This is a genomic window from Flagellimonas baculiformis (assembly GCF_033441575.1).
GTDB classification, from domain to species: domain Bacteria; phylum Bacteroidota; class Bacteroidia; order Flavobacteriales; family Flavobacteriaceae; genus Flagellimonas; species Flagellimonas baculiformis.
Map to the genome: position 1 here is coordinate 74540 of NZ_JAUZVW010000007.1, position 18957 is coordinate 93496.

Genomic DNA, 18957 nt, shown 5'->3' on the forward strand with positions numbered 1-18957 from the left:
TTACATTAATATCTCAACCACTTGATCAATTCTTTGTATGTGGGCTTTTTGCCATACATCAAAATACCGACCCGATAAATCTTGGCCGCCAGCGATACGATACCCAAAAAGGTAACGATCAACAGGGAAATGGACAACAACAATTGCCACAAAGGTACACCACCTTGCCCAATCCCTCCCGGTAGCCGCATGAGCATCACGATGGGCGATGTGAGCGGAAACAGGGAAAAAGCCACTGCTATAGGGCCGTTCGGGTTACTGAACACCGAAAAGAAGCCCACATAAATACCCAACATCAAGGGCATAATGATCGGGAATATGAACTGTTGCGTATCCGTTTCATTGTCCACAGCAGCCCCGATCGCTGCATAAATGGAACTGTAGATCAGGTAGCCCAATACAAAATAAATAAAAAAGGACACGATCAATAATCCCCATGGAATGTCGAACACTTCCTTGGCATACATCATCATTTCACTGTCCACCGAGGCAAATTGGGACATTCCTCCCATGGTCTGCTGTGGCAGCGGGGCATCGCCTGTCATGGCCCCGAGGTCCAATCCCAACAAGAGCACGGCTAGCATCAGCAGAATGGAGGCCGAAATGATCCAAATGGTAAACTGGGTGATTCCTGCCAAGGAGGTTCCGATGATCTTGCCCAACATCAATTGGAACGGTTTCACGGAAGATATGATCACTTCGATGATCCTGCTTGTTTTTTCCTCTATTACGCTCCGCATGACAAACCCTCCGTATATGATAATGAACATCATGATGGCATAACCAAAACCGCCCCCTATGAACGCCTTGATCTCATTGATGCCCTTCAAGCTCCTTTCCCCTTCAAAAGTGGATAGGTTCAGCCCGAAGGGTTTTTCCACCTCAGAGAACTGTTCCGATGAAACCCCCAATTTCCCCAAACGGTCCTGTCGCAACTGTTTCTGAAAAATACCTTCCAGTTGCTGGGTCACGGTGGTGTTGGGATTGTCCTTGGTGTACAGGTGTGCTTGGCGGGCCACATTCTCGATGCTGCTCCCGCTGGGAATATGGAGCAGTCCATAATAGCCCATGGACGCCGTGGAATCTTTTGCCGCCTCCACAGAAATTTGATCCAGATACACATAGGAAATGTTCCTGGTCGAGGTGAACCCTTCATCAAAATAGTTGCTCTCGTTCAAAACGGAGACCACTCTTACCTCGTCATCATTGATTTTGGCCAGATAGGCGATCAGCACGATCATCCCCACGATCAGCAGGGGACTCAGAATGGTCATTACAATAAAGGAACGATTCCTCACCTTTGCCAGATACTCCCGTTTGATGATCAGCCCCAGTTTACTTCCCATTGTCCTTGCTGTTTACGGTTTGGATAAATATGTCGCTGGCCGATGGAATGGTCTCTTCAAACCGGTTCACGTTCGCCACTTTTGAAAGTTCCGCCAATATTTCAGAGGTATGTGAAGAAGGTAACTGCACCTTGAAATCCAATTGCTTTTCAAGCGGGTCGATGTTGGACGAGACAATATTGAACTTTTCGCCCAATGTCCGGATCAGAGCCTCACCGTCTTGCTGTATCTGCAAGCCAACATTGAAGATATTGTTCTTATAGGCTTTTTTGATATCGGATAGTTTGCCGTCCAGGATCTTTTCCGACTTATGGATCAGGGCAATGTACTCACAGAGTTCCTCCACAGATTCCATGCGGTGTGTGGAGAAGATGATGGATGCCCCTTTTTTCTTCAGTTCGATGATCTCATCTTTGATGATGTTCGCATTGATGGGGTCAAAACCACTGAAGGGCTCATCAAAAATGAGCAACTTGGGTTCGTGCAGCACGGTCACGATGAACTGAACTTTTTGGGCCATTCCCTTGGATAGTTCCTGTATTTTTTTGTTCCACCAATCCCCGATGTCCAAGCGATCGAACCAATACTTGAGCCGTTTCTTGGCCTCGCTTTTGGACAGTCCCTTGAGTTGTGCCAGATACAGGGCCTGCTCCCCTACCTTCATACTCTTGTACAGCCCTCGTTCTTCGGGCAAGTAACCGATCAAGGCGATGTGGTCGGGTGCCAAGGGAGTTCCATTGAAGAAAATCTCACCGGCATCCTGATGGGTGATCTGGTTGATGATGCGTATAAAAGAGGTTTTTCCTGCCCCATTTGGCCCTAAAAGTCCATAGATGCAGTTCTCTGGGATTTCAAGTGAAATGTTGCTCAACGCTTTGTGATTTCCGTAGGATTTGGAAACGTTTTTGGCAACAAGGATGTGATCCATGCAAACAATTTTTTCAAAGATATGTATTTGCCCAATAACGGCATACCCCTTAAAAACAAAACCCACCCTCAAATGAATTCAAGGATGGGAAAAAAATTGCTATGAAAAAGAAAATTAGATATTGGTCACCCAACATCAGTTCCAAATATACGTTTTTTATTTAAACAGCAATATTTTTCTTCTTAAGAGAACATATCTTTTACCTTTTCAAAGAAAGATTTATCGCTTTTTTCGGGTTTTGGTGCAAAATTCTCATCGTTTTGCATCCGTTCAAAAAATTCTTTCTGTTCCTTGTTCAGCTCCTTGGGGGTCCACACGTTCACATGAACCAACAGATCCCCGCTTCCATATCCATTGATACTGGAAATTCCTTTGCCCCTGAGCCTCAATATCTTTCCGGATTGTATGCCCGGCTCCAATTTGATACGGACCTTTCCTCCCACGGAGTCAATTTCCTTGGAGCTTCCCAATACGGCCTCTGGAATACTGATGTAGAGATCATAGTGCAGGTTGTCGCCCTCTCTTTTGAGGGTATCGTGCTCAACGGTCTCGATGGCGACTAACAGGTCACCGGCAATTCCGTTTCCGGGCGCATCATTGCCCTTACCGGACACTTTCAACTGCATGCCATCTTCCACTCCTGGCGGTATTTTGATGGAAACGGTCTCCTCCTCCACTTTGAGCCCTTGGACATCTGCCCCGGCAGGTCGTTTATCAATGGTTTGCCCCGAGCCTCCACAGGTGCTACACGTGGTGGCCGTCTGCATCCTTCCCAAAATGGTATTGGTGATCTTGGTGATCTGCCCGGTTCCGTTACAGGTGGGACAGGTCTTGTAGGTCACGCCATCGGCCTGTACCTTTCTTCTTACCTTGATTTTCTTCTCCACACCATTGGCCACTTCTTCCAAGGTCAGCTTTACCCGGATGCGCAGGTTGCTTCCCTTCATCCGTCGCTGGCCACCGCCACCGAAACCTCCAAAACCGCTAAAACCTCCTCCGAAAGCACTGCCAAAAATGTCCCCAAACTGGCTGAAGATATCCTCCATGTTCATACCTCCGCCACCAAAACCGGAGCTTCCGTCGAATGCGGCATGGCCATATTGATCATATCTGGCGCGCTTGTCCGGGTCGCTCAGCACCTCGTAAGCCTCGGCCGCTTTCTTGAACATTTCCTCGGCCTTGGCATCTCCTGGATTCTTGTCCGGGTGGAACTCAATTGCCTTTTTGCGATACGCCTTTTTGATTTCCGCTGCGGATGCTCCTTTGGAGACCCCTAATATTTCGTAAAAATCCTGCTTCATACCGCTCTAGTTTCCAACCACTACTTTTGGGTGCCTGATGATGCGGTCGCCCAGTTTGAACCCTTTCTCTACCACATCCAGAATCTTACCCTTCAATTTCTTGTCGGGTGCAGGGATTTGGGTGATGGCATCGTGCACTTCGGCATCAAAGGCATCGCCTTGTTTGACCTCTATTTGTTCCAATCCCTTGTTTTTCAAGGTTTCATTGAATTTATTGTTGATGAGCTCCACACCCTTGAACATTTCCTTGTCCTCAGATTTCGAAAGTTCTTTCAGGGCACGGTCAAAATCATCCAAAATGGGCAATAGGGACACCATGACTTCTTGTCCGGCCGTCTTGAACAGGTCCATGCGTTCCTTGGAGGTCCTTTTCTTAAAGTTTTCAAACTCGGCAAACAGCCTCAGGAATTTGTCCTTCTCCTTGGCCAGTTCTTCCCGCAATTGGTCCTCTAGGGAAATTTCCCCATCCGGATTTTCCTCTTGTTCCACATCTCTATTTTCACCGTTCAGCTCAGTACTTTCAGAGGTTTGACCGTTTTTTGGTTCATCCTCCATTTCCTCAACCTTGCTCTTATTGCTCATATGTGCTTGTTTTATTTCTTTTTCTGAAACGGCAAAAGTACTGCCATTTGTCCAAAAATGTCAAAATGTCATTACAAAACACAAAAAAATCCGCCTCTGCGGATTCCTTTTTCTGTCTATTGGGTGATCCATGCTAGACCACTTCCTTTTCTGTAGTCTGCACCGGAAGGGCATCGGTTTCCTTTTCAGCGGAATAAAGGGCTTCGAAAGCTGTACAGATATTGCAATACTGGAAGGCGAAACCCGCCTTCTCTATTTTTTTGCTGCTCACCCGCTGACTGTTCAAAAGTAGCTGTGACATCTTGCCCAAAACTGCCCGAAGCAGGAATTTTGGGACATGCGGAAGCCATAACGGTCTATCCAATACCCTTGCCAACTCTTTGGTCATTTTGGTATTGGTGACAGGATTTGGCGCAACCGCGTTGAACGTTCCCTTGAGGTTGTTCTCCACGATGAAAACAAACAATTGTGCCAAGTCATCGATATGGATCCATGATTGCCATTGCTCGCCACTGCCCAATGGCGCACCTACAAAATTCTTGACAGGAATCGCCATTTTAGGCAATGCCCCGCCTTCAGTGGAAAGAACCACTCCTATCCTCACTTTCGATACAACTAGGCCCAATGTCTTGAAAGTATCCGCCTCCGCCTCCCATTTTTGGACAACCTCGCCCAAGAAACCATTGGCCAACTCTGTTTCATGCTCATCATAGAACTTGGAAAGCGAATCTGGGTAGATGCCAATGGCTGAAGCGGACACAAGGCATTCCACCTCTGACGCGCCTGCTTTCTCCATTCCTCTTCTCAAGGTCCTCAGACTGTTTATCCTACTGGAAAGTACTCTTTTCTTATGCTTCGGGGTCCATCGCTTGGCAATGCTTGTCCCTGCCAGATTGATAATGGCCTGGACCTGGTCAAAGCACGCAAGGTCTATTTCTCCTTTGGAGGGATTCCAATAAAAACCCTTAAAATCTTCGGTGGAAGAGATTTTGTCCTTGCTTGTGGTCAAGTAATTTACCGGGATTCCTTTTGAGTGCAGCACCTTGACAATGGCGTGCCCCACCAATCCCGTAGCACCTGTTATCAACACCTTCATACCATCATTTTGATACAAATTTAATGGTTTAAGTGGCTGTTTCTGAGACGTTAATTTAGGTTTAACACAAATGTTTAAACTTTAAAACATTTTATGATGGTCCATACTTTCAACATTAACAGAAGATTGGCAAAGGTCAGTTTTTGGTGGCCCGGAGCATTTCCCTTTTCCCAGGGGGTCCTGGCAATCGTTCCACGGTAAATCCGACAGCCTGCATGGCCCGCCTGACACTGCCCTTGGCCGCATAGGTGACCAAAACACCCTGCTGTTGCAATGCATCGTACATCTTGGAAAAAATTTGCTCGGTCCAAAGTTCTGGCTGTACCCGGGCACCAAATGCATCAAAATAAATGAGGTTGAACAGATTTTTGTCATCCACTTGGAAAAAATCCTTTTTCTGCTTGGTCAAAACAAACCCATCTGTAATAGAAAATGGTTCTTCCCAAGAGGTTTCGTGCATTCTTTGAAACTCCGCTTGTTTTTCCGCACAGCCCAATTGTGTACAATAGCCCAATTCCGTCACCTCTTCCATGGATACGGGGAATGCCTCAACACCCACATAATCGATTTCCAAATTCAGCTTGGGCGCCTCCAATAAGGTAATCAAGGCATTGAGCCCTGTGCCGAAGCCTATTTCCAAAAGGTTGATTTTCCGATCGGCAAACAACCGAAGTCCGTGGGTTATAAATACGTGATAGGCTTCCTGCACCGCACCGTGCTTGGAATGGTACTGTTCGTCCCAATCCTCTATCTGAATCGTCTTGGAACCATCTGCGGTTCTGATGATCTTGCGCTTCAAGATGATCAGTTGCCTATGAGCACGCCATCCGCCTCAAAACGAAGGGTCCTTTTGGGCGCGGTGATCTGGGCCAACTCATCTTCGGAGGCACCTTCATCCTCTGCGTAGTGTTTCTGGTCCTCCACAGACATTTCTTCCAAAAAGGCCGCCCCGTTCATCACCACTTTTTTTCCGGCTGCATCTTTGGGTACAAAGAATCCGTAGTCCTTAAAACGTACGAACACTTCGTCCTCGGAGTCCAATTTCACTTTCATCCAGCACCCCTTGGCCTGACATACTTCCGTGACCTCACCCATTACTTGGGTCCGCAGGGTATCTGTGGCCACCAATCCTTCATAAGGGGCCGATGTTTTGTTCACTTTATTGGAAATTTTGAATTCCTCTCCAAAATAATCCCCTTTTATGGTTTCCTGCTTGCATGAGACTTGGCACAAAACCACTAACAATACGGCAGCAAAAGTGTTAAAAAGCTTCATTTTCAATAACGTTTAAAAATTTATAGATCAAGTATAAAAAATCGATTTGTAAAAGATTCAAAACTAACAATAAATAGCTAATTTTAACATTGAAAATGTAAGTGACATGGAAACAATGGTTAACAATATAGCTATCGAAAAGGCCAAGACCTCCAAAATAAAGGATGTCGATTTTGATCATCTTTCGTTTGGAAGCGTATATACCGACCACATGCTGGTCTGTGATTATAAAAATGGGGAATGGAGTGCTCCCAAAATAGTACCCTATCAACCCATTACATTGGATCCTTCTGCAAAGATTTTCCATTATGGACAATCCATCTTTGAAGGCATGAAGGCTTACAAGGATGAAGACGAAAAAGTATGGCTTTTCCGTCCGTTGGAAAACTTCAAAAGGTTGAACAAATCCGCAAAGCGGTTGGCCATTCCCGAACTACCCGAAGCCCATTTCATGGAAGGGTTGACGGCCCTTGTCCATTTGGAAAGTGACTGGATTCCCAAAAATCCGGGCAGTTCCTTATATATAAGACCTTTTGTTTTTGCCTCGGGCAAAGGTTTTCATGCCTCCCCGGCCACCGAATATAAGTTCATCATTGCCTGCGCTCCATCCGGGTCCTATTTTTCCGGAAAGGTGAAGGTATTGATCGAACAGACCTATTCGCGTGCTGCCAACGGCGGTGTAGGCTATGCCAAGGCCGGTGGAAACTACGCAGGGCAGTTCTATCCGACCCAACTGGCCGCCGAAAAGGGATACCAGCAGGTCATCTGGACGGACGACAACACCCACGAATTCATTGAGGAGGCTGGTGCCATGAACGTATTTGTGCGGATCAATGATACGTTGCTCACGGCACCGACCAACGATCGTATACTGGACGGCATCACCCGAAAGAGCATTTTGGACATTGCCAAGGACGAAGGTATCAAAACCGAGGTCCGGAAGGTATCTGTCCATGAATTGGTAGAAGCGGCCAAAAACGGTTCGCTCAAGGAAATGTTCGGTGCAGGTACCGCAGCTGTGGTGTCCCCCATATCAGCTTTTGGCTATGAGGGCGTGGACTATGAGCTTCCAGAACTGACCGATAGCTACGCCTCTCGACTCAAAAAACGAATCACGGATATCCAATACAACCGCGCCGAAGATAAATTTGGATGGCGCCATGAGGTCATCTAATAAAGAAAAGGAGCTGTCTTAAAAGTAATCAAATTGTCATTTTGGGCTGTCACCCTGAGCGTAGTCGAAGGGACGGTCAAAAAATCTTTATTCGTTATTACCAAATAATTGGATTCAAAAAGATTCTTCATTTCATTCAGAATGACACTTTTAAGACAACCCTTTTTTATTTGTCCATTATCGTCTTGATATCCGGTTTAAAGTAGTTGGGACCCTTGAGCACTTTCCCATCTTCCCTATAAATGGGCCTGCCATCAACCCCCAGTTTGCTCATGTTGCTTTTCTGGATTTCCTCAAAAACTTCCTCAATTTTGTACTGCATCCCATGCTCCAAAATGGTGCCGCAAAGAATGTACAGCATATCCCCCAATGCATCTGCAACTTCCACAAGGTCACCATTGTTCGCCGCTTCCAGATATTCCTTGTTCTCCTCGTCCATTAGGTTGAACCTAAGTAGGTTTTTTTCTTTCCCCAAGTTTGCCTTGGGCTCTTGGGAAACCCCCAACCCAAATGAATTGTGGAAAAGTTCCACTGCCTTGATTTTACTTTCCATTACCCTTGATTTGGTTTAGATTTGCACAAAAATAAAAATATGTTCAGCACGGGACAGCTCATTTTTGCCGCATTTTTCTTCATTGCCTTTGTCATTATCATCACGCTCTCCTATAAAAAAGACAAAAAATTGCACAAAAAGAACTACAGGGGCGTCATTCAAATCCTGGTTTCATTTATAACATTCATAATAATCCTCTTCTTGATCAAACACTTTCTCAAAAATTAACACTGATCTTGCCTTCACTACAAAAATGATCCCTTTCACAACTTAAAGTGGAGTTTGGAACGTATTTCATAGGAAAACACGTACTTTTGTTTAACATTAATTTAGCATCGACAAATGACCACATTCCTCAGCATCCTATTCGTTTTGCTTGCTATTAATGCAATTCTGTTGATTTTTAGTGTCAACGGACCTGGCAAAAGGCTCAACAAACCGAACCTCAAACTTTCAGATAGTTCCATCACCAAACTCTTCCCCCGCGAGACTTCTGAAACCGAGTACAAAGAAGCTGTTTAATTTATACCTTTAGGGGTATGAAACAGGCTTTTCTTGTTTTTTTGGGAGGTGGATTGGGAAGCGTTCTTCGCTATCTCATCTCCAAACCGCTCAACCCTCTTTTTCAAAATTTTTTCCTCGGTACCTTTTTGGTCAATATGATCGGTTGTTTACTGATCGGGTTTGTTCTTGGCCTGACATCCAAAGGCAATCTTCTTTCCTCCAACGGTGCCCTTTTTTTGGCCACCGGTTTCTGCGGAGGCTTCACCACTTTTTCCGCTTTTGCATTTGAAAAACACCATCTTTTAAGAAGCAATGAACTCCTCAGTTTTGCCCTGTATCTGTTTTCCAGTGTAGGTGTAGGCATCCTGGCCGTCGTTCTGGGACTTTGGTTGGCCAAACTTATCTCCTAGTTATAAATTTTATTTTTCCATTTAAAAACGTTAAAAATTGAACAATTGTCATCATAAAATAACATTATGATGTATAAAATTCATTTGATTAAGTGAATTGTTAAGAAAAAATAAACAAATAAATAATTTTATGTAATCTATAATTGGATACCCCTAAATTTTTAGGGGTATTTTTTTTATAACGATAAAAATCCTTAGTTATACCCATATATTTATATGGTCTTACCATGATTAACATATATTTGGCAAATCAATTAACTACTTCATTATGAAAAAAGTCGAGGCAATTATTAGAAAATCCAAGTTTGATGAGGTGAAAAAAGCGCTTCATCAAATCGAGGTCAACTTCTTTAGTTACTGGGATGTAACGGGGGTTGGGAATGAAAAACAAGGACATGTGTATCGTGGTATTTCGTACAGCACGAGCGATATACAGAGAAGGTATTTGGTTATCGTTGTGTCCGATGATTTCCTGGAGCGGACCATAAATGTTCTTTTGGACACGGCCAGCACAGGAAACGTCGGTGATGGGAAAATCTTCGTCTCAGATATGATCGAGGCCTACAGGATCAGGACCAAGGAAAGTGGCAGCGCCGGAATCAATTAAAACACAACCAAATTAACACAAAAACTTAGATTATGATTGTACAAGAACAAGAAGCGATAGATAAAGCCGTGGAGGCCATCACTGGCGACATGGGCGCACTGTGGATCACCATTGCGGCCATTCTGGTATTTTTTATGCAAGCAGGGTTCACCTTGTTGGAGATAGGGTTCACGCGAAGCAAGAACTCCGGTAACATCATCATGAAAAACATCATGGACCTTGCCATAGGTTCCATCATGTTCTGGGCCTTAGGGTACGGCATCATGTACGGTAGCGACCTAGTGGGCGGTGGCTTTTTTAGAAGCAGCCCTTCCGATCAAGGTTATTTCTTTTTTAGCGCATCGGATTGGTACAACCTGTTCTTCCAGACGGTATTCTGCGCCACTGCGGCAACCATTGTTTCCGGGGCCATTGCAGAAAGGACCAAATTTTCCACTTATCTTATTTTTTCGGCCGTACTTACCACATTGATCTACCCTATTTCCGGTAGCTGGTACTGGCCTTTTGATGACGATGCCTGGTTGAACACCGCTGGCTTCATAGATTTTGCAGGTTCTTCCGTGGTACATGCCGTTGGTGGTGCCGCTGCTTTGGTGGCCGCTATTCTGGTAGGTCCAAGGATCGGCAAATATGTGGATGGGAAGGCACAGGCCATACCTGGCCACAACATGGCCTTTGGGGCACTTGGCGTCCTTATCCTTTGGTTGGGATGGTTCGGGTTCAACGGAGGTTCACAATTGGCATGGGGCGGTGATGATACCATCGCGGCCGGCAGTGTGATCATCAACACCAACATTGCTGCGGCCATTGGTGCCATTGCAGCCTTGTTCTTCACTTGGGCCAGATATGGAAAAGCGGATATTTCCATGACCTTGAACGGCGCATTGGCCGGATTGGTAGGGATCACTGCCGGCTGTGGAGCAGTGAACGCATGGGGAGCTCTGGCCATTGGCCTTATTTGTGGTATCGTGGTGGTACTGTCCATTGAGTTCATCGACAAGAAACTGAAGATAGACGACCCTGTAGGCGCCATTTCCGTACACGGAGTGTGTGGCTTCTTGGGAACTGTCCTTATCGGTCTCTTTGCTTTGGATGGTGGACTTTTGTACGGCGGAGGCGCGAAATTGCTATGGGTACAGACCTATGGCTCTTTGGCCTATATCCTATGGGCTGCCTTGGCATCCTTCATCGTTCTTTTCATCTTGAAGAAAACCATTGGATTGCGTGTATCCGAAGAGGAAGAAGTTGACGGATTGGACCTTCACGAACATGGTGTGGAGGCATATCCCGAGCACATTTCATCCCAAAACAATTAAACTCACAAACAAGAAAAGAAACGGAGCGTTTGGCAGAACGCTCCGTTGATAACCTTTTCAATCAAACTCACAATTTAACAACTAACTGTCCTTCGCTAAAAGGACAACTTAAATGATTATGATATGAAAACGATTATAAATACAAATTTCGGAAAAATTTTCGTTCTTGCCCTATTGACCTTGACCGTGACCACTGCTGTGGCGCAGGAAGAGGAAACCAAGCCCAAGTTCAGTTTCAGTGGAACTGTAGATGCTTATTATAGGAGCAATCTTACCGCCCCCAACGGTGAGGAGGCCATAGCACCTGGATCTTCATTCGCCAATCTAGATGGTTTTGCCTTAGGCATGGCTAACGTCATTGCTGCCTATGAAGGTGAAAAAGTGGGTTTTGTCGCCGATTTGGTGTTCGGTCCCAGAGGTTCTGATGCAACATTCAATTCCCCACAATACCTTAACTCAGCTGGAGGGGGCACAGGAGAAATTCTTAACCAGTTGTATGTGTACTGGAACGTGAGCGATGCCGTGACCCTTACCTTTGGTAATTTCAATACCTTTTTAGGATATGAGGTTATTTCACCAGCTGCGAACTTCAACTACAGTACTTCCTACCTGTTTTCCTATGGCCCGTTTAGCCATACTGGTCTGAAGGCTGATTTTGATCTGGGCAGTGATTGGTCCGCCATGGTTGCCGTGATGAACCCTACAGATTTGACCGAATTGAATGGCACCGGGGATTATGCCGTTGGTGCACAATTGGGCTATTCCGGTCAGTTCTTGAACTTCTTGTACAGCCAAGGTGGTTTTGAAATTGACTATACCGGTGGTTTTGACGTGTCCGAAGAATTCTATTTGGGTCTCAATGCGGCCCACTTCAGTATGGAAGATGATGGAGGGTCCTTTACAGGTGTAGCATTATACCCCCAATATGCCTTTTCTGAAACTTTTAGTTTAGGTCTGCGTGGTGAGTATTTTATGGAAAGTGATCAATTTGGTGCCATTGGAGATGTATTTGATGCTGATGGGGATGCAAATGTTCTTGCCATTACCCTTACAGGAAGTGCCACTATTGGAGACTTGACACTAAAACCAGAAATTAGATTGGATAGTGCCTCCGAGGATGTTTTCATTGACAATGACAGGGCAGCCACGGGAAGCTTGGCCTCTGTGCTTTTTGCGGCCATCTATTCATTCTAAAAAGCAACAACCCAACCAAATACCAATAGAAAAGCCTTTTTCCTCTTGGATGAAGGCTTTTTTAGTCCTTTTTAAAATTTTTCACTCCTGCTCTCACTTTAGTTCTCAAATAATTTTGCCTTGGCACTAGAGGGCAGGAGTACTTTTTATTGTAAGCACAATAGGGATTGTAAGCCTTGTTGAAATCGATGACCAACGTGTCCCCTTCCGGGATGGAAAGATCTATATAACGGCCGCCGCCATAGGTCTCCTCTCCATTCGTCCCGTCCATAAAGGGCAAAAAGAGATAATCTTTGTACTCTTCCTGATCCAGTAGTTCCAAACTTTGATAGATCTCCAATTGGTGCTCGGCCCCATTCAAGGTGAAGTGGGCAATGCCATACAAAACTTCCTGTGTCTTCCGATCGGTAGTGGTCGGCATAAAAAAGGGAATGGCGTCCGGGGTACGTTCAAATCGGGCCTTTACAATATAGGAAGTATCGGGTTCAAAAAAATCGAGCCCTTCAAAGTCCTTTCGATGTTTATCGGCCAAAGGAGAGGTTTCCGGATCTTTGAAACTTTCGTCCAACTCTTCTTGGAATTCCAGAATCTCCGCCACCAAAGGTGACTCCGGCACTTCCTTCTTCCCGTCGTGGTATTTTTTTTTCTGACCACAGGCTGTCATCAATACAAAAAGAACTAAAAGGGTCAAATATCTCATGAACAAACTTTATGTGAAGTGAAATCAGTTTTCATCCATCTCGTACCGGGCATCTTTCAGGTATTTGGCCACCATCTCATTAAATTCCGGCGTGATTCGGAACAAGGCGGTATTTTCTATACTATATAGTTTTTCCCTGTCCTTGAAACCTTTTTTCAGCACTTCTTCCAAATAGAACAATGCCGTACCAAAATCCTCATTCTTTGCACTGAGCGATATGGTTTTCAGGTAATATTCAAAGTTTTCGGGATCTAAAATGGTCTTTAGCATGTACAGAAAGGCCAAAGCATCCTCATCCACTACACTATCCGATTGGATAACCCCAATATTGTCCAATGCCAGCGCATTCACAAATCCCAACAATCGATGGCCCATCTGCTTTTCATAGGGATTGGACCCTGAAATGAACTTTTTGATCTCGCCCATTTGATGGTTCCACCAGCCCAAATTATTGAAATTGTGGGTATATACATCCTCCTCCATATAATAAACGTAGTCTTCCTTCAATAGGGATTCCTTTAGGAACGCTGAATTTTCGTTGCGTTTCATGGCCTTGAACTGCTTGTCGCGGCGCAGGTCCCTTTGCACCGTACGCAAGGAATCCAGGTTTTTGTGCGCTCCGTAAATGGACATCATCTCAGTCATGAAGTGTTCCGCCCAAAGCAGGTCCCCGGTTCTCTGCAACTGATTGACTTTGTCAAGATCTTCCCGATATGCCCTTTCCACATACAGGGAGTCCTTGGGAATGAGCCTTCGTCCCATGGCCGCCAGCGTAAAGAGTTGCATCCCTTTTTCGAGCTCATCTATGCTGGGCCAATCACCGTTCCCCTCATACAGCAACACTTGATTGGGAAACTTGAGCCTGTCCAGCAGTTCCGAATCGTTGAGCATGGGCGTATAGTTGTAATTCTCCCGGCTCACGATCCCCACAAAATGAAATGGCTGTTTCAGGTTCAACAATTCCCTGTTGGCAATGGAGGCACCCACAGAGATGACCCCTTTGATCCCATTGAGCAGAATGGGCGTCAAACTGGCAAATCGCCCTCCTGATGCAGCTCCTCCGGCATAGATTCGGTCATTGTCTATGGGCAGCATTCCCATGACCCGTTCCAATGACTTGCTTACGGCGATCATGCTATTGGTCAAGCTAACGGTGTCCCTCATTTTGGGGGCCGCCAGCACATAGCCTTGTCTTTCGGCCGCCTGCACGAACATGGACATGGCCTGTCGCTCCTTGCCCTCCATTTCAAAGATCATGAGCAGTGGCCATTTTTTATCCGTGTTGAAGCCAGTGGGCAAATAGAGTGAAAAGGTATTCTGGACGGAATCCTGGACGGGAATGGCCTCAATGATCTCCCCTTTTCTCAGCACCATCTGTTCCTGTGAGAGGACGGATGAGGCAGCAAACGTGGAAAGAAAGGCCAGAAGCAGTGTTTTTTTCATATGCATATATTAACAAAAACCTAGCCAAATGAATGGGAGGGCTCCTTAAAATTAATGGATTTTATTTGATGCTTTTCGCATTTTTTATCGGAGCGTCGGAAACCACATTGGACAGTACAATGTGCGTCCTGCACTCCCCATACACAATGAGCTCGTCTATGAACTTTTCCAAATGGGACTGATCGCGCAGCACCACTTCCATGATGATGTTCTCATTTCCCGTGATCCGATAGCAGTTGATCACCTCTTGAAAGGATTTTACCTTTTCCAGAAAGGGTTTCAACTTGCCCATAAAGGCCCGAAGCATGATGATTGCCGTCAACTGGTGACCTGCCAGGACATAGGAAATATTGGTCTTGTACCCCTCTATGATTCCCAAGTCCTCCATCTTTTTCACCCGCTCGGCCACCGCCGGGGGCGTGAGGCCCACCTTGCGCCCGATATTGGCAAAGGACTCCCTTGCGTTCCGCTGCAAATGGCCCAAGATTTGCCAATTAAGATCATCCATCTTCATACGAAAGAAATTTACCCAATAAATTTTACAATCAAAAGCAAAATAACATTTATACTTTAGTAACAAAAGTAAGAATATTTATTCCGTACGTAATTTTATAGGTGAAAATTGCTTTTGAAAAATGGAGAGAAACTCCCTTGATTCTTTGTCCGTATATCGCAGATCTTTGGCCCTTCGTGAGATGAGCGAAGCCGTTGCATCCTATTTTTCCTATAACAGGGAAATCTTGTCGTTGCGAAAAATAGATTGCTTCCGCGATGACATTACCCAATCATTGATGACAGATGCCCTCCAGATCACCAAGGAAGTGGAGCAGGCCGCTTTGAGCAACTCCCACTCGGTCCGAATGAGGAGCCTCACCTTTGTCAATATCATGACCCGCAACATCTTGGCCTACTGCAATGGCCTTGAAAGGGACGGTGTGAAGGAAAAAGAATACCTCAACTTGCTCCGAAGGGAAATCAAGACGTTTAGGATTTCCTTCAAAAAATGGAGAAAGTCCCTGATCAACAGGAACGACTGACCCCTTACTACATATTTCTTCTATACTGCCCTCCGACTTGGAACAATGCTTTTGTGATTTGGCCCAAGGAACAATGCTTGGCCACTTCCATCAGTTTTTCAAAAATGTTCCCATTGTTGATGGCCACTTGCTGAAGCTCCCTCAATTGGTTATCCGCTTCCTCTTGCTTGCGGCTGTGTAGATTTTTCAAGGTCTTGATCTGATTTTCCTTTTCGGCCTCAGTGGCCCGGATCACCTCGGCCGGTAAAATGGTTGGCGACCCCTTGGAACTCAAAAAGGTGTTCACCCCAATGATCGGATATTCTCCTGAATGCTTCAAGGTTTCATAATGAAGGCTCTCTTCTTGGATCTTGGAACGCTGGTACATCGTTTCCATGGCTCCTAGTACGCCACCTCGTTCCGTGATGCGGTCAAACTCCATCAAAACCGCCTCTTCCACCAAATCCGTCAGTTCTTCGATAATGAAAGATCCTTGGATCGGATTTTCGTTTTTGGCCAGCCCCAGTTCTTTGTTGATGATCAATTGGATGGCCATGGCCCTTCGGACAGATTCCTCGGTCGGCGTGGTGATGGCTTCATCGTATGCATTGGTATGCAACGAGTTACAATTATCATAAATGGCATACAAGGCCTGAAGTGTGGTGCGAATATCGTTAAAATCGATTTCCTGTGCATGCAGGCTTCGTCCCGAGGTCTGGATGTGGTATTTGAGCATCTGCGCCCTTGGGTCGGCCCCATATTTCTCCTTCAGTGCCTTTGACCAGATTCTTCGCGCCACACGACCGATCACGGCATATTCGGGATCCACCCCATTGGAAAAGAAGAACGAAAGATTGGGGCCAAATTTATTGATGTCCATCCCCCGGCTCAAATAATACTCCACGTAGGTGAACCCATTGGACAAGGTAAACGCCAATTGGGAAATCGGGTTGGCCCCTGCCTCGGCTATGTGGTAGCCCGAAATGGAAACCGAATAAAAATTGCGGACCTGTTGTTCAATAAAATACTGTTGCACATCGCCCATCAACCGGAGAGCGAACTCTGTGGAAAAAATACAGGTGTTCTGCGCTTGGTCCTCCTTCAAGATATCGGCCTGCACGGTCCCCCGGACTTGGTTCAAGGTCTTTGCCTTGATTTCCTCGTAAATTTCTTTTGGAAGCACTTGGTCGCCCGTCACCCCTAAGAGCATGAGTCCCAAACCATCGTTCCCTTTGGGAAGTTCCCCATAATATTCGGGCTGCTGTGTGCCCTTTTCCTTGAAAATGGCCTTGATTTGGTCTTGGACCTCCTTCTCCAAACCATTTTCTTTGATGTATTTCTCACAGTTTTGGTCGATGGCCGCATTCATGAAAAAGGCCAAGAGCATGGGAGCTGGACCATTGATGGTCATGCTCACCGAAGTCATGGGACTACTCAGGTCAAATCCGGAATATAATTTCTTGGCATCGTCCAAACAGCAGATGGATACGCCTGCATTCCCTATTTTTCCATAAATATCAGGGCGATGGTCGGGGTCGTTCCCATATAAAGTAACCGAGTCGAAGGCTGTGGACAATCGCTTGGCGGGCATGTCCATACTCACATAATGAAAGCGACGGTTGGTACGCTCCGGTCCACCCTCTCCTGCGAACATCCGGGTGGGGTCCTCCCCTTCCCTTTTGAACGGGTAGAGCCCTGCTGTGTATGGAAACTCTCCGGGCACGTTTTCCTGCAGAAGCCATTGCAGTATGTCGCCCCAGGCTTTGTATTTGGGTAGGGCCACTTTGGGAATCTGGCTGTGCGAAAGGGATTCCGTGTGGGTCTTTATCTTGATTTCCTTGTCCCGGACCTTGAAAGAATAGAATTCAGATCGGTACCGTTCCACCTTCTCCCTCCATTTTAGGATCGCTTCCCAATGGTGGGGGTTCAGGTGCATTTTCACCCTATCGAACTCCTTCACCAATAGCTCCACCAAGGCCTTGGACACCTCATTGTTGATATGGGACTTGATTTTCGCTTCGTTCAAGCCCGATTTGTCCAAAAACAGTTCCTCTGCTTTTTCCTGTTCCATTTCCAAAGTAGCCGCCAACGTCAGGAAAATGCCATAGAGTTTTTGGGCCACCTTGGCCTCTTCTTTGGCCTTGGCATCATAGTTTCTATTGTTTTCGGCAATTTCTGATAGATATCGGGTGCGCGATGGTGGGATCACGTAGATCTTTTCTGCCATTTCTTGGGTCACTTCCAAATTTGAAACCAGCGTGGAATTTGCTTTTTCCACTAAAATGTCCATCACCTTTTTGTAGAGGTTGTTCATCCCGGGGTCATTGAACTGGGAGGCAATGGTCCCGAAAACAGGGAGCTCATCTTCTTTGGCATGCCACAATCCATGATTGCGGGCATATTGTTTCTTCACATCCCGAAGGGCATCGAGAGCGCCCCTTTTATCAAACTTGTTGATGGCCACAATATCCGCAAAATCCAACATATCAATCTTTTCCAATTGCGTGGCCGCCCCAAATTCAGGCGTCATCACATAGAGCGACACATCGCTGTGTTCCAAAATTTCGGTATCGGATTGGCCTATACCCGAAGTTTCGAGGATGATCAGGTCATAGTTGGCTGCCTTTAGCACCTGAACTGCCTCCGAAACGTGTTTGGACAAAGCCAGATTGGATTGGCGCGTGGCCAGGGAACGCATATAGACCCTATCGCTGTTGATCGCGTTCATGCGGATGCGATCCCCCAAAAGGGCACCTCCCGTTTTTCGTTTGGACGGGTCCACGGAAATGATCCCAATGTGTTTTTCGGGAAAATCCATCAAAAATCGGCGGACCAATTCATCCACCAAACTGGATTTTCCGGCCCCTCCCGTTCCTGTGATTCCCAAAACGGGCACATTGCCCTGTTGCTTTTCCACAATGGGCTGGAACTTTTCGAATTCCTCGTGTCGATTTTCGGCCAAGGAAATCAATCGAGCTAAGGTATTTGGGTGCTTGTATTCCAATTCATTCTCAAGGGATTTCCCTTTGGGAAGATCCAAATCGGGAACGGCATGGTCACATCGCTCCACCAAATCGTTGATCATGCCTTGAAGCCCCATTTCCCTACCGTCATCGGGGGAATAGATGCGCTCAATCCCATAATCCATCAGCTCCTTGATCTCTTCCGGAAGGATCACTCCTCCGCCACCTCCAAAAATCTTGATATGGACCGCACCTCTTTCCTGCAACAGGTCGAACATATACCTGAAATATTCATTGTGCCCCCCTTGGTAGGAGGTCATGGCGATGGCATTTGCATCCTCTTGGATGGCGCAGTCCACTACTTCGGCCACACTCCTGTCGTGCCCCAAATGAATCACCTCAACCCCAGTGGCTTGGATAATGCGCCTCATGATATTGATGGCCGCATCGTGTCCATCAAAAAGGGAAGCTGCGGTCACGATCCTGATTTTGTTCTTGGGGCTATAGGGCTTGTTTTGTTCCATCTGCAATAACAGGTCTGAATTTGCC

General features: G+C 46.1%; 18 protein-coding genes. 6 read left to right on the forward strand and 12 right to left on the reverse strand.

Translation table 11 applies throughout. From position 1 onward, the window contains the following. Positions 1–5 precede the first annotated feature (5 nt). From SD450_RS11355 to SD450_RS11385, 7 genes are all read right to left on the reverse strand, one after another. A complete protein-coding gene (locus SD450_RS11355) occupies positions 6–1346 on the reverse strand; it encodes an ABC transporter permease (RefSeq protein ID WP_318344567.1) in 1341 nt (446 codons plus the stop codon). Continuing rightward, entirely contained in the window at positions 1336–2274 is a 939-nt protein-coding gene (locus SD450_RS11360; protein WP_318344568.1) for an ABC transporter ATP-binding protein, read from the reverse strand. Before SD450_RS11360 ends, SD450_RS11355 begins: the two co-directional genes overlap by 11 nt. 182 nt (positions 2275–2456) lie before the next feature. After that, positions 2457–3575, reverse strand: a complete 1119-nt coding sequence (dnaJ, locus tag SD450_RS11365) for a molecular chaperone DnaJ (RefSeq protein ID WP_318344569.1) — start codon at positions 3573–3575, stop codon at positions 2457–2459. Positions 3576–3581: 6 nt separating this feature from the next. Continuing rightward, a complete protein-coding gene (locus SD450_RS11370; protein ID WP_318344570.1) occupies positions 3582–4157 on the reverse strand; it encodes a nucleotide exchange factor GrpE in 576 nt (191 codons plus the stop codon). A gap of 133 nt (positions 4158–4290) precedes the next feature. Continuing rightward, on the reverse strand, positions 4291–5253 hold the full coding sequence (locus tag SD450_RS11375) for a TIGR01777 family oxidoreductase (RefSeq protein WP_318344571.1): 963 nt from the start codon (positions 5251–5253) through the stop codon (positions 4291–4293). Positions 5254–5389: 136 nt separating this feature from the next. Beyond that, positions 5390–6052: a tRNA (5-methylaminomethyl-2-thiouridine)(34)-methyltransferase MnmD gene (gene mnmD, locus SD450_RS11380; RefSeq protein ID WP_318344572.1), complete on the reverse strand. Its 663-nt coding sequence runs from the start codon at positions 6050–6052 to the stop codon at positions 5390–5392. 5 nt (positions 6053–6057) lie between these two features. Next, positions 6058–6528: a DUF4920 domain-containing protein gene (locus SD450_RS11385; RefSeq protein WP_318344573.1), complete on the reverse strand. Its 471-nt coding sequence runs from the start codon at positions 6526–6528 to the stop codon at positions 6058–6060. 106 nt (positions 6529–6634) lie between these two features. Here SD450_RS11385 and SD450_RS11390 point away from each other — a divergent pair, with 106 nt between their 5' ends. Next, positions 6635–7702 (forward strand): branched-chain amino acid aminotransferase, encoded by a 1068-nt coding sequence (locus tag SD450_RS11390; RefSeq protein ID WP_318344574.1) that lies wholly within the window; start codon positions 6635–6637, stop codon positions 7700–7702. Positions 7703–7868: 166 nt separating this feature from the next. Here the strand turns inward: SD450_RS11390 and SD450_RS11395 are convergent, their stop codons facing one another. After that, on the reverse strand, positions 7869–8255 hold the full coding sequence (locus SD450_RS11395) for a nucleoside triphosphate pyrophosphohydrolase family protein (RefSeq protein WP_318344575.1): 387 nt from the start codon (positions 8253–8255) through the stop codon (positions 7869–7871). Between the two features lie 539 nt (positions 8256–8794). Between SD450_RS11395 and crcB the strand changes: the two genes are divergently transcribed. The 4 genes from crcB (at position 8795) to SD450_RS11420 (ending at position 12286) form a co-directional block, all read left to right on the forward strand. Next, the gene (crcB, locus tag SD450_RS11405; protein ID WP_318344577.1) at positions 8795–9169 is read left to right on the forward strand and encodes a fluoride efflux transporter CrcB; all 375 of its coding nucleotides are present in this window, start codon (positions 8795–8797) and stop codon (positions 9167–9169) included. Between the two features lie 268 nt (positions 9170–9437). Next, positions 9438–9776, forward strand: coding sequence for a P-II family nitrogen regulator (locus SD450_RS11410; RefSeq protein WP_072877242.1), 339 nt, complete (start codon positions 9438–9440; stop codon positions 9774–9776). A 32-nt stretch (positions 9777–9808) separates the two neighbouring features. After that, entirely contained in the window at positions 9809–11092 is a 1284-nt protein-coding gene (locus tag SD450_RS11415; RefSeq protein ID WP_318344578.1) for an ammonium transporter, read from the forward strand. A gap of 123 nt (positions 11093–11215) precedes the next feature. After that, the gene (locus tag SD450_RS11420) at positions 11216–12286 is read left to right on the forward strand and encodes an outer membrane beta-barrel protein (RefSeq protein WP_318344579.1); all 1071 of its coding nucleotides are present in this window, start codon (positions 11216–11218) and stop codon (positions 12284–12286) included. 61 nt (positions 12287–12347) lie between these two features. On the opposite strand, the gene SD450_RS11425 is transcribed toward SD450_RS11420, so the two are convergent. From SD450_RS11425 to SD450_RS11435, 3 genes are all read right to left on the reverse strand, one after another. After that, positions 12348–12986, reverse strand: coding sequence for a DUF1684 domain-containing protein (locus SD450_RS11425; protein ID WP_318344580.1), 639 nt, complete (start codon positions 12984–12986; stop codon positions 12348–12350). Between the two features lie 24 nt (positions 12987–13010). Next, positions 13011–14429 (reverse strand): alpha/beta hydrolase, encoded by a 1419-nt coding sequence (locus tag SD450_RS11430; RefSeq protein ID WP_318344581.1) that lies wholly within the window; start codon positions 14427–14429, stop codon positions 13011–13013. A gap of 61 nt (positions 14430–14490) precedes the next feature. Then, the gene (locus tag SD450_RS11435; RefSeq protein WP_151890597.1) at positions 14491–14943 is read right to left on the reverse strand and encodes an Lrp/AsnC family transcriptional regulator; all 453 of its coding nucleotides are present in this window, start codon (positions 14941–14943) and stop codon (positions 14491–14493) included. A gap of 121 nt (positions 14944–15064) precedes the next feature. On the opposite strand from SD450_RS11435, the gene SD450_RS11440 reads away from it, so the two are divergent. After that, positions 15065–15466 carry a hypothetical protein gene (locus tag SD450_RS11440; protein ID WP_108423382.1) on the forward strand — a complete coding sequence of 134 codons (402 nt, stop codon included), beginning with the start codon at positions 15065–15067 and terminating at the stop codon, positions 15464–15466. Between the two features lie 7 nt (positions 15467–15473). On the opposite strand, the gene SD450_RS11445 is transcribed toward SD450_RS11440, so the two are convergent. Further along, positions 15474–18932, reverse strand: coding sequence for a methylmalonyl-CoA mutase family protein (locus SD450_RS11445; RefSeq protein ID WP_318344702.1), 3459 nt, complete (start codon positions 18930–18932; stop codon positions 15474–15476). Positions 18933–18957: the final 25 nt, after the last annotated feature.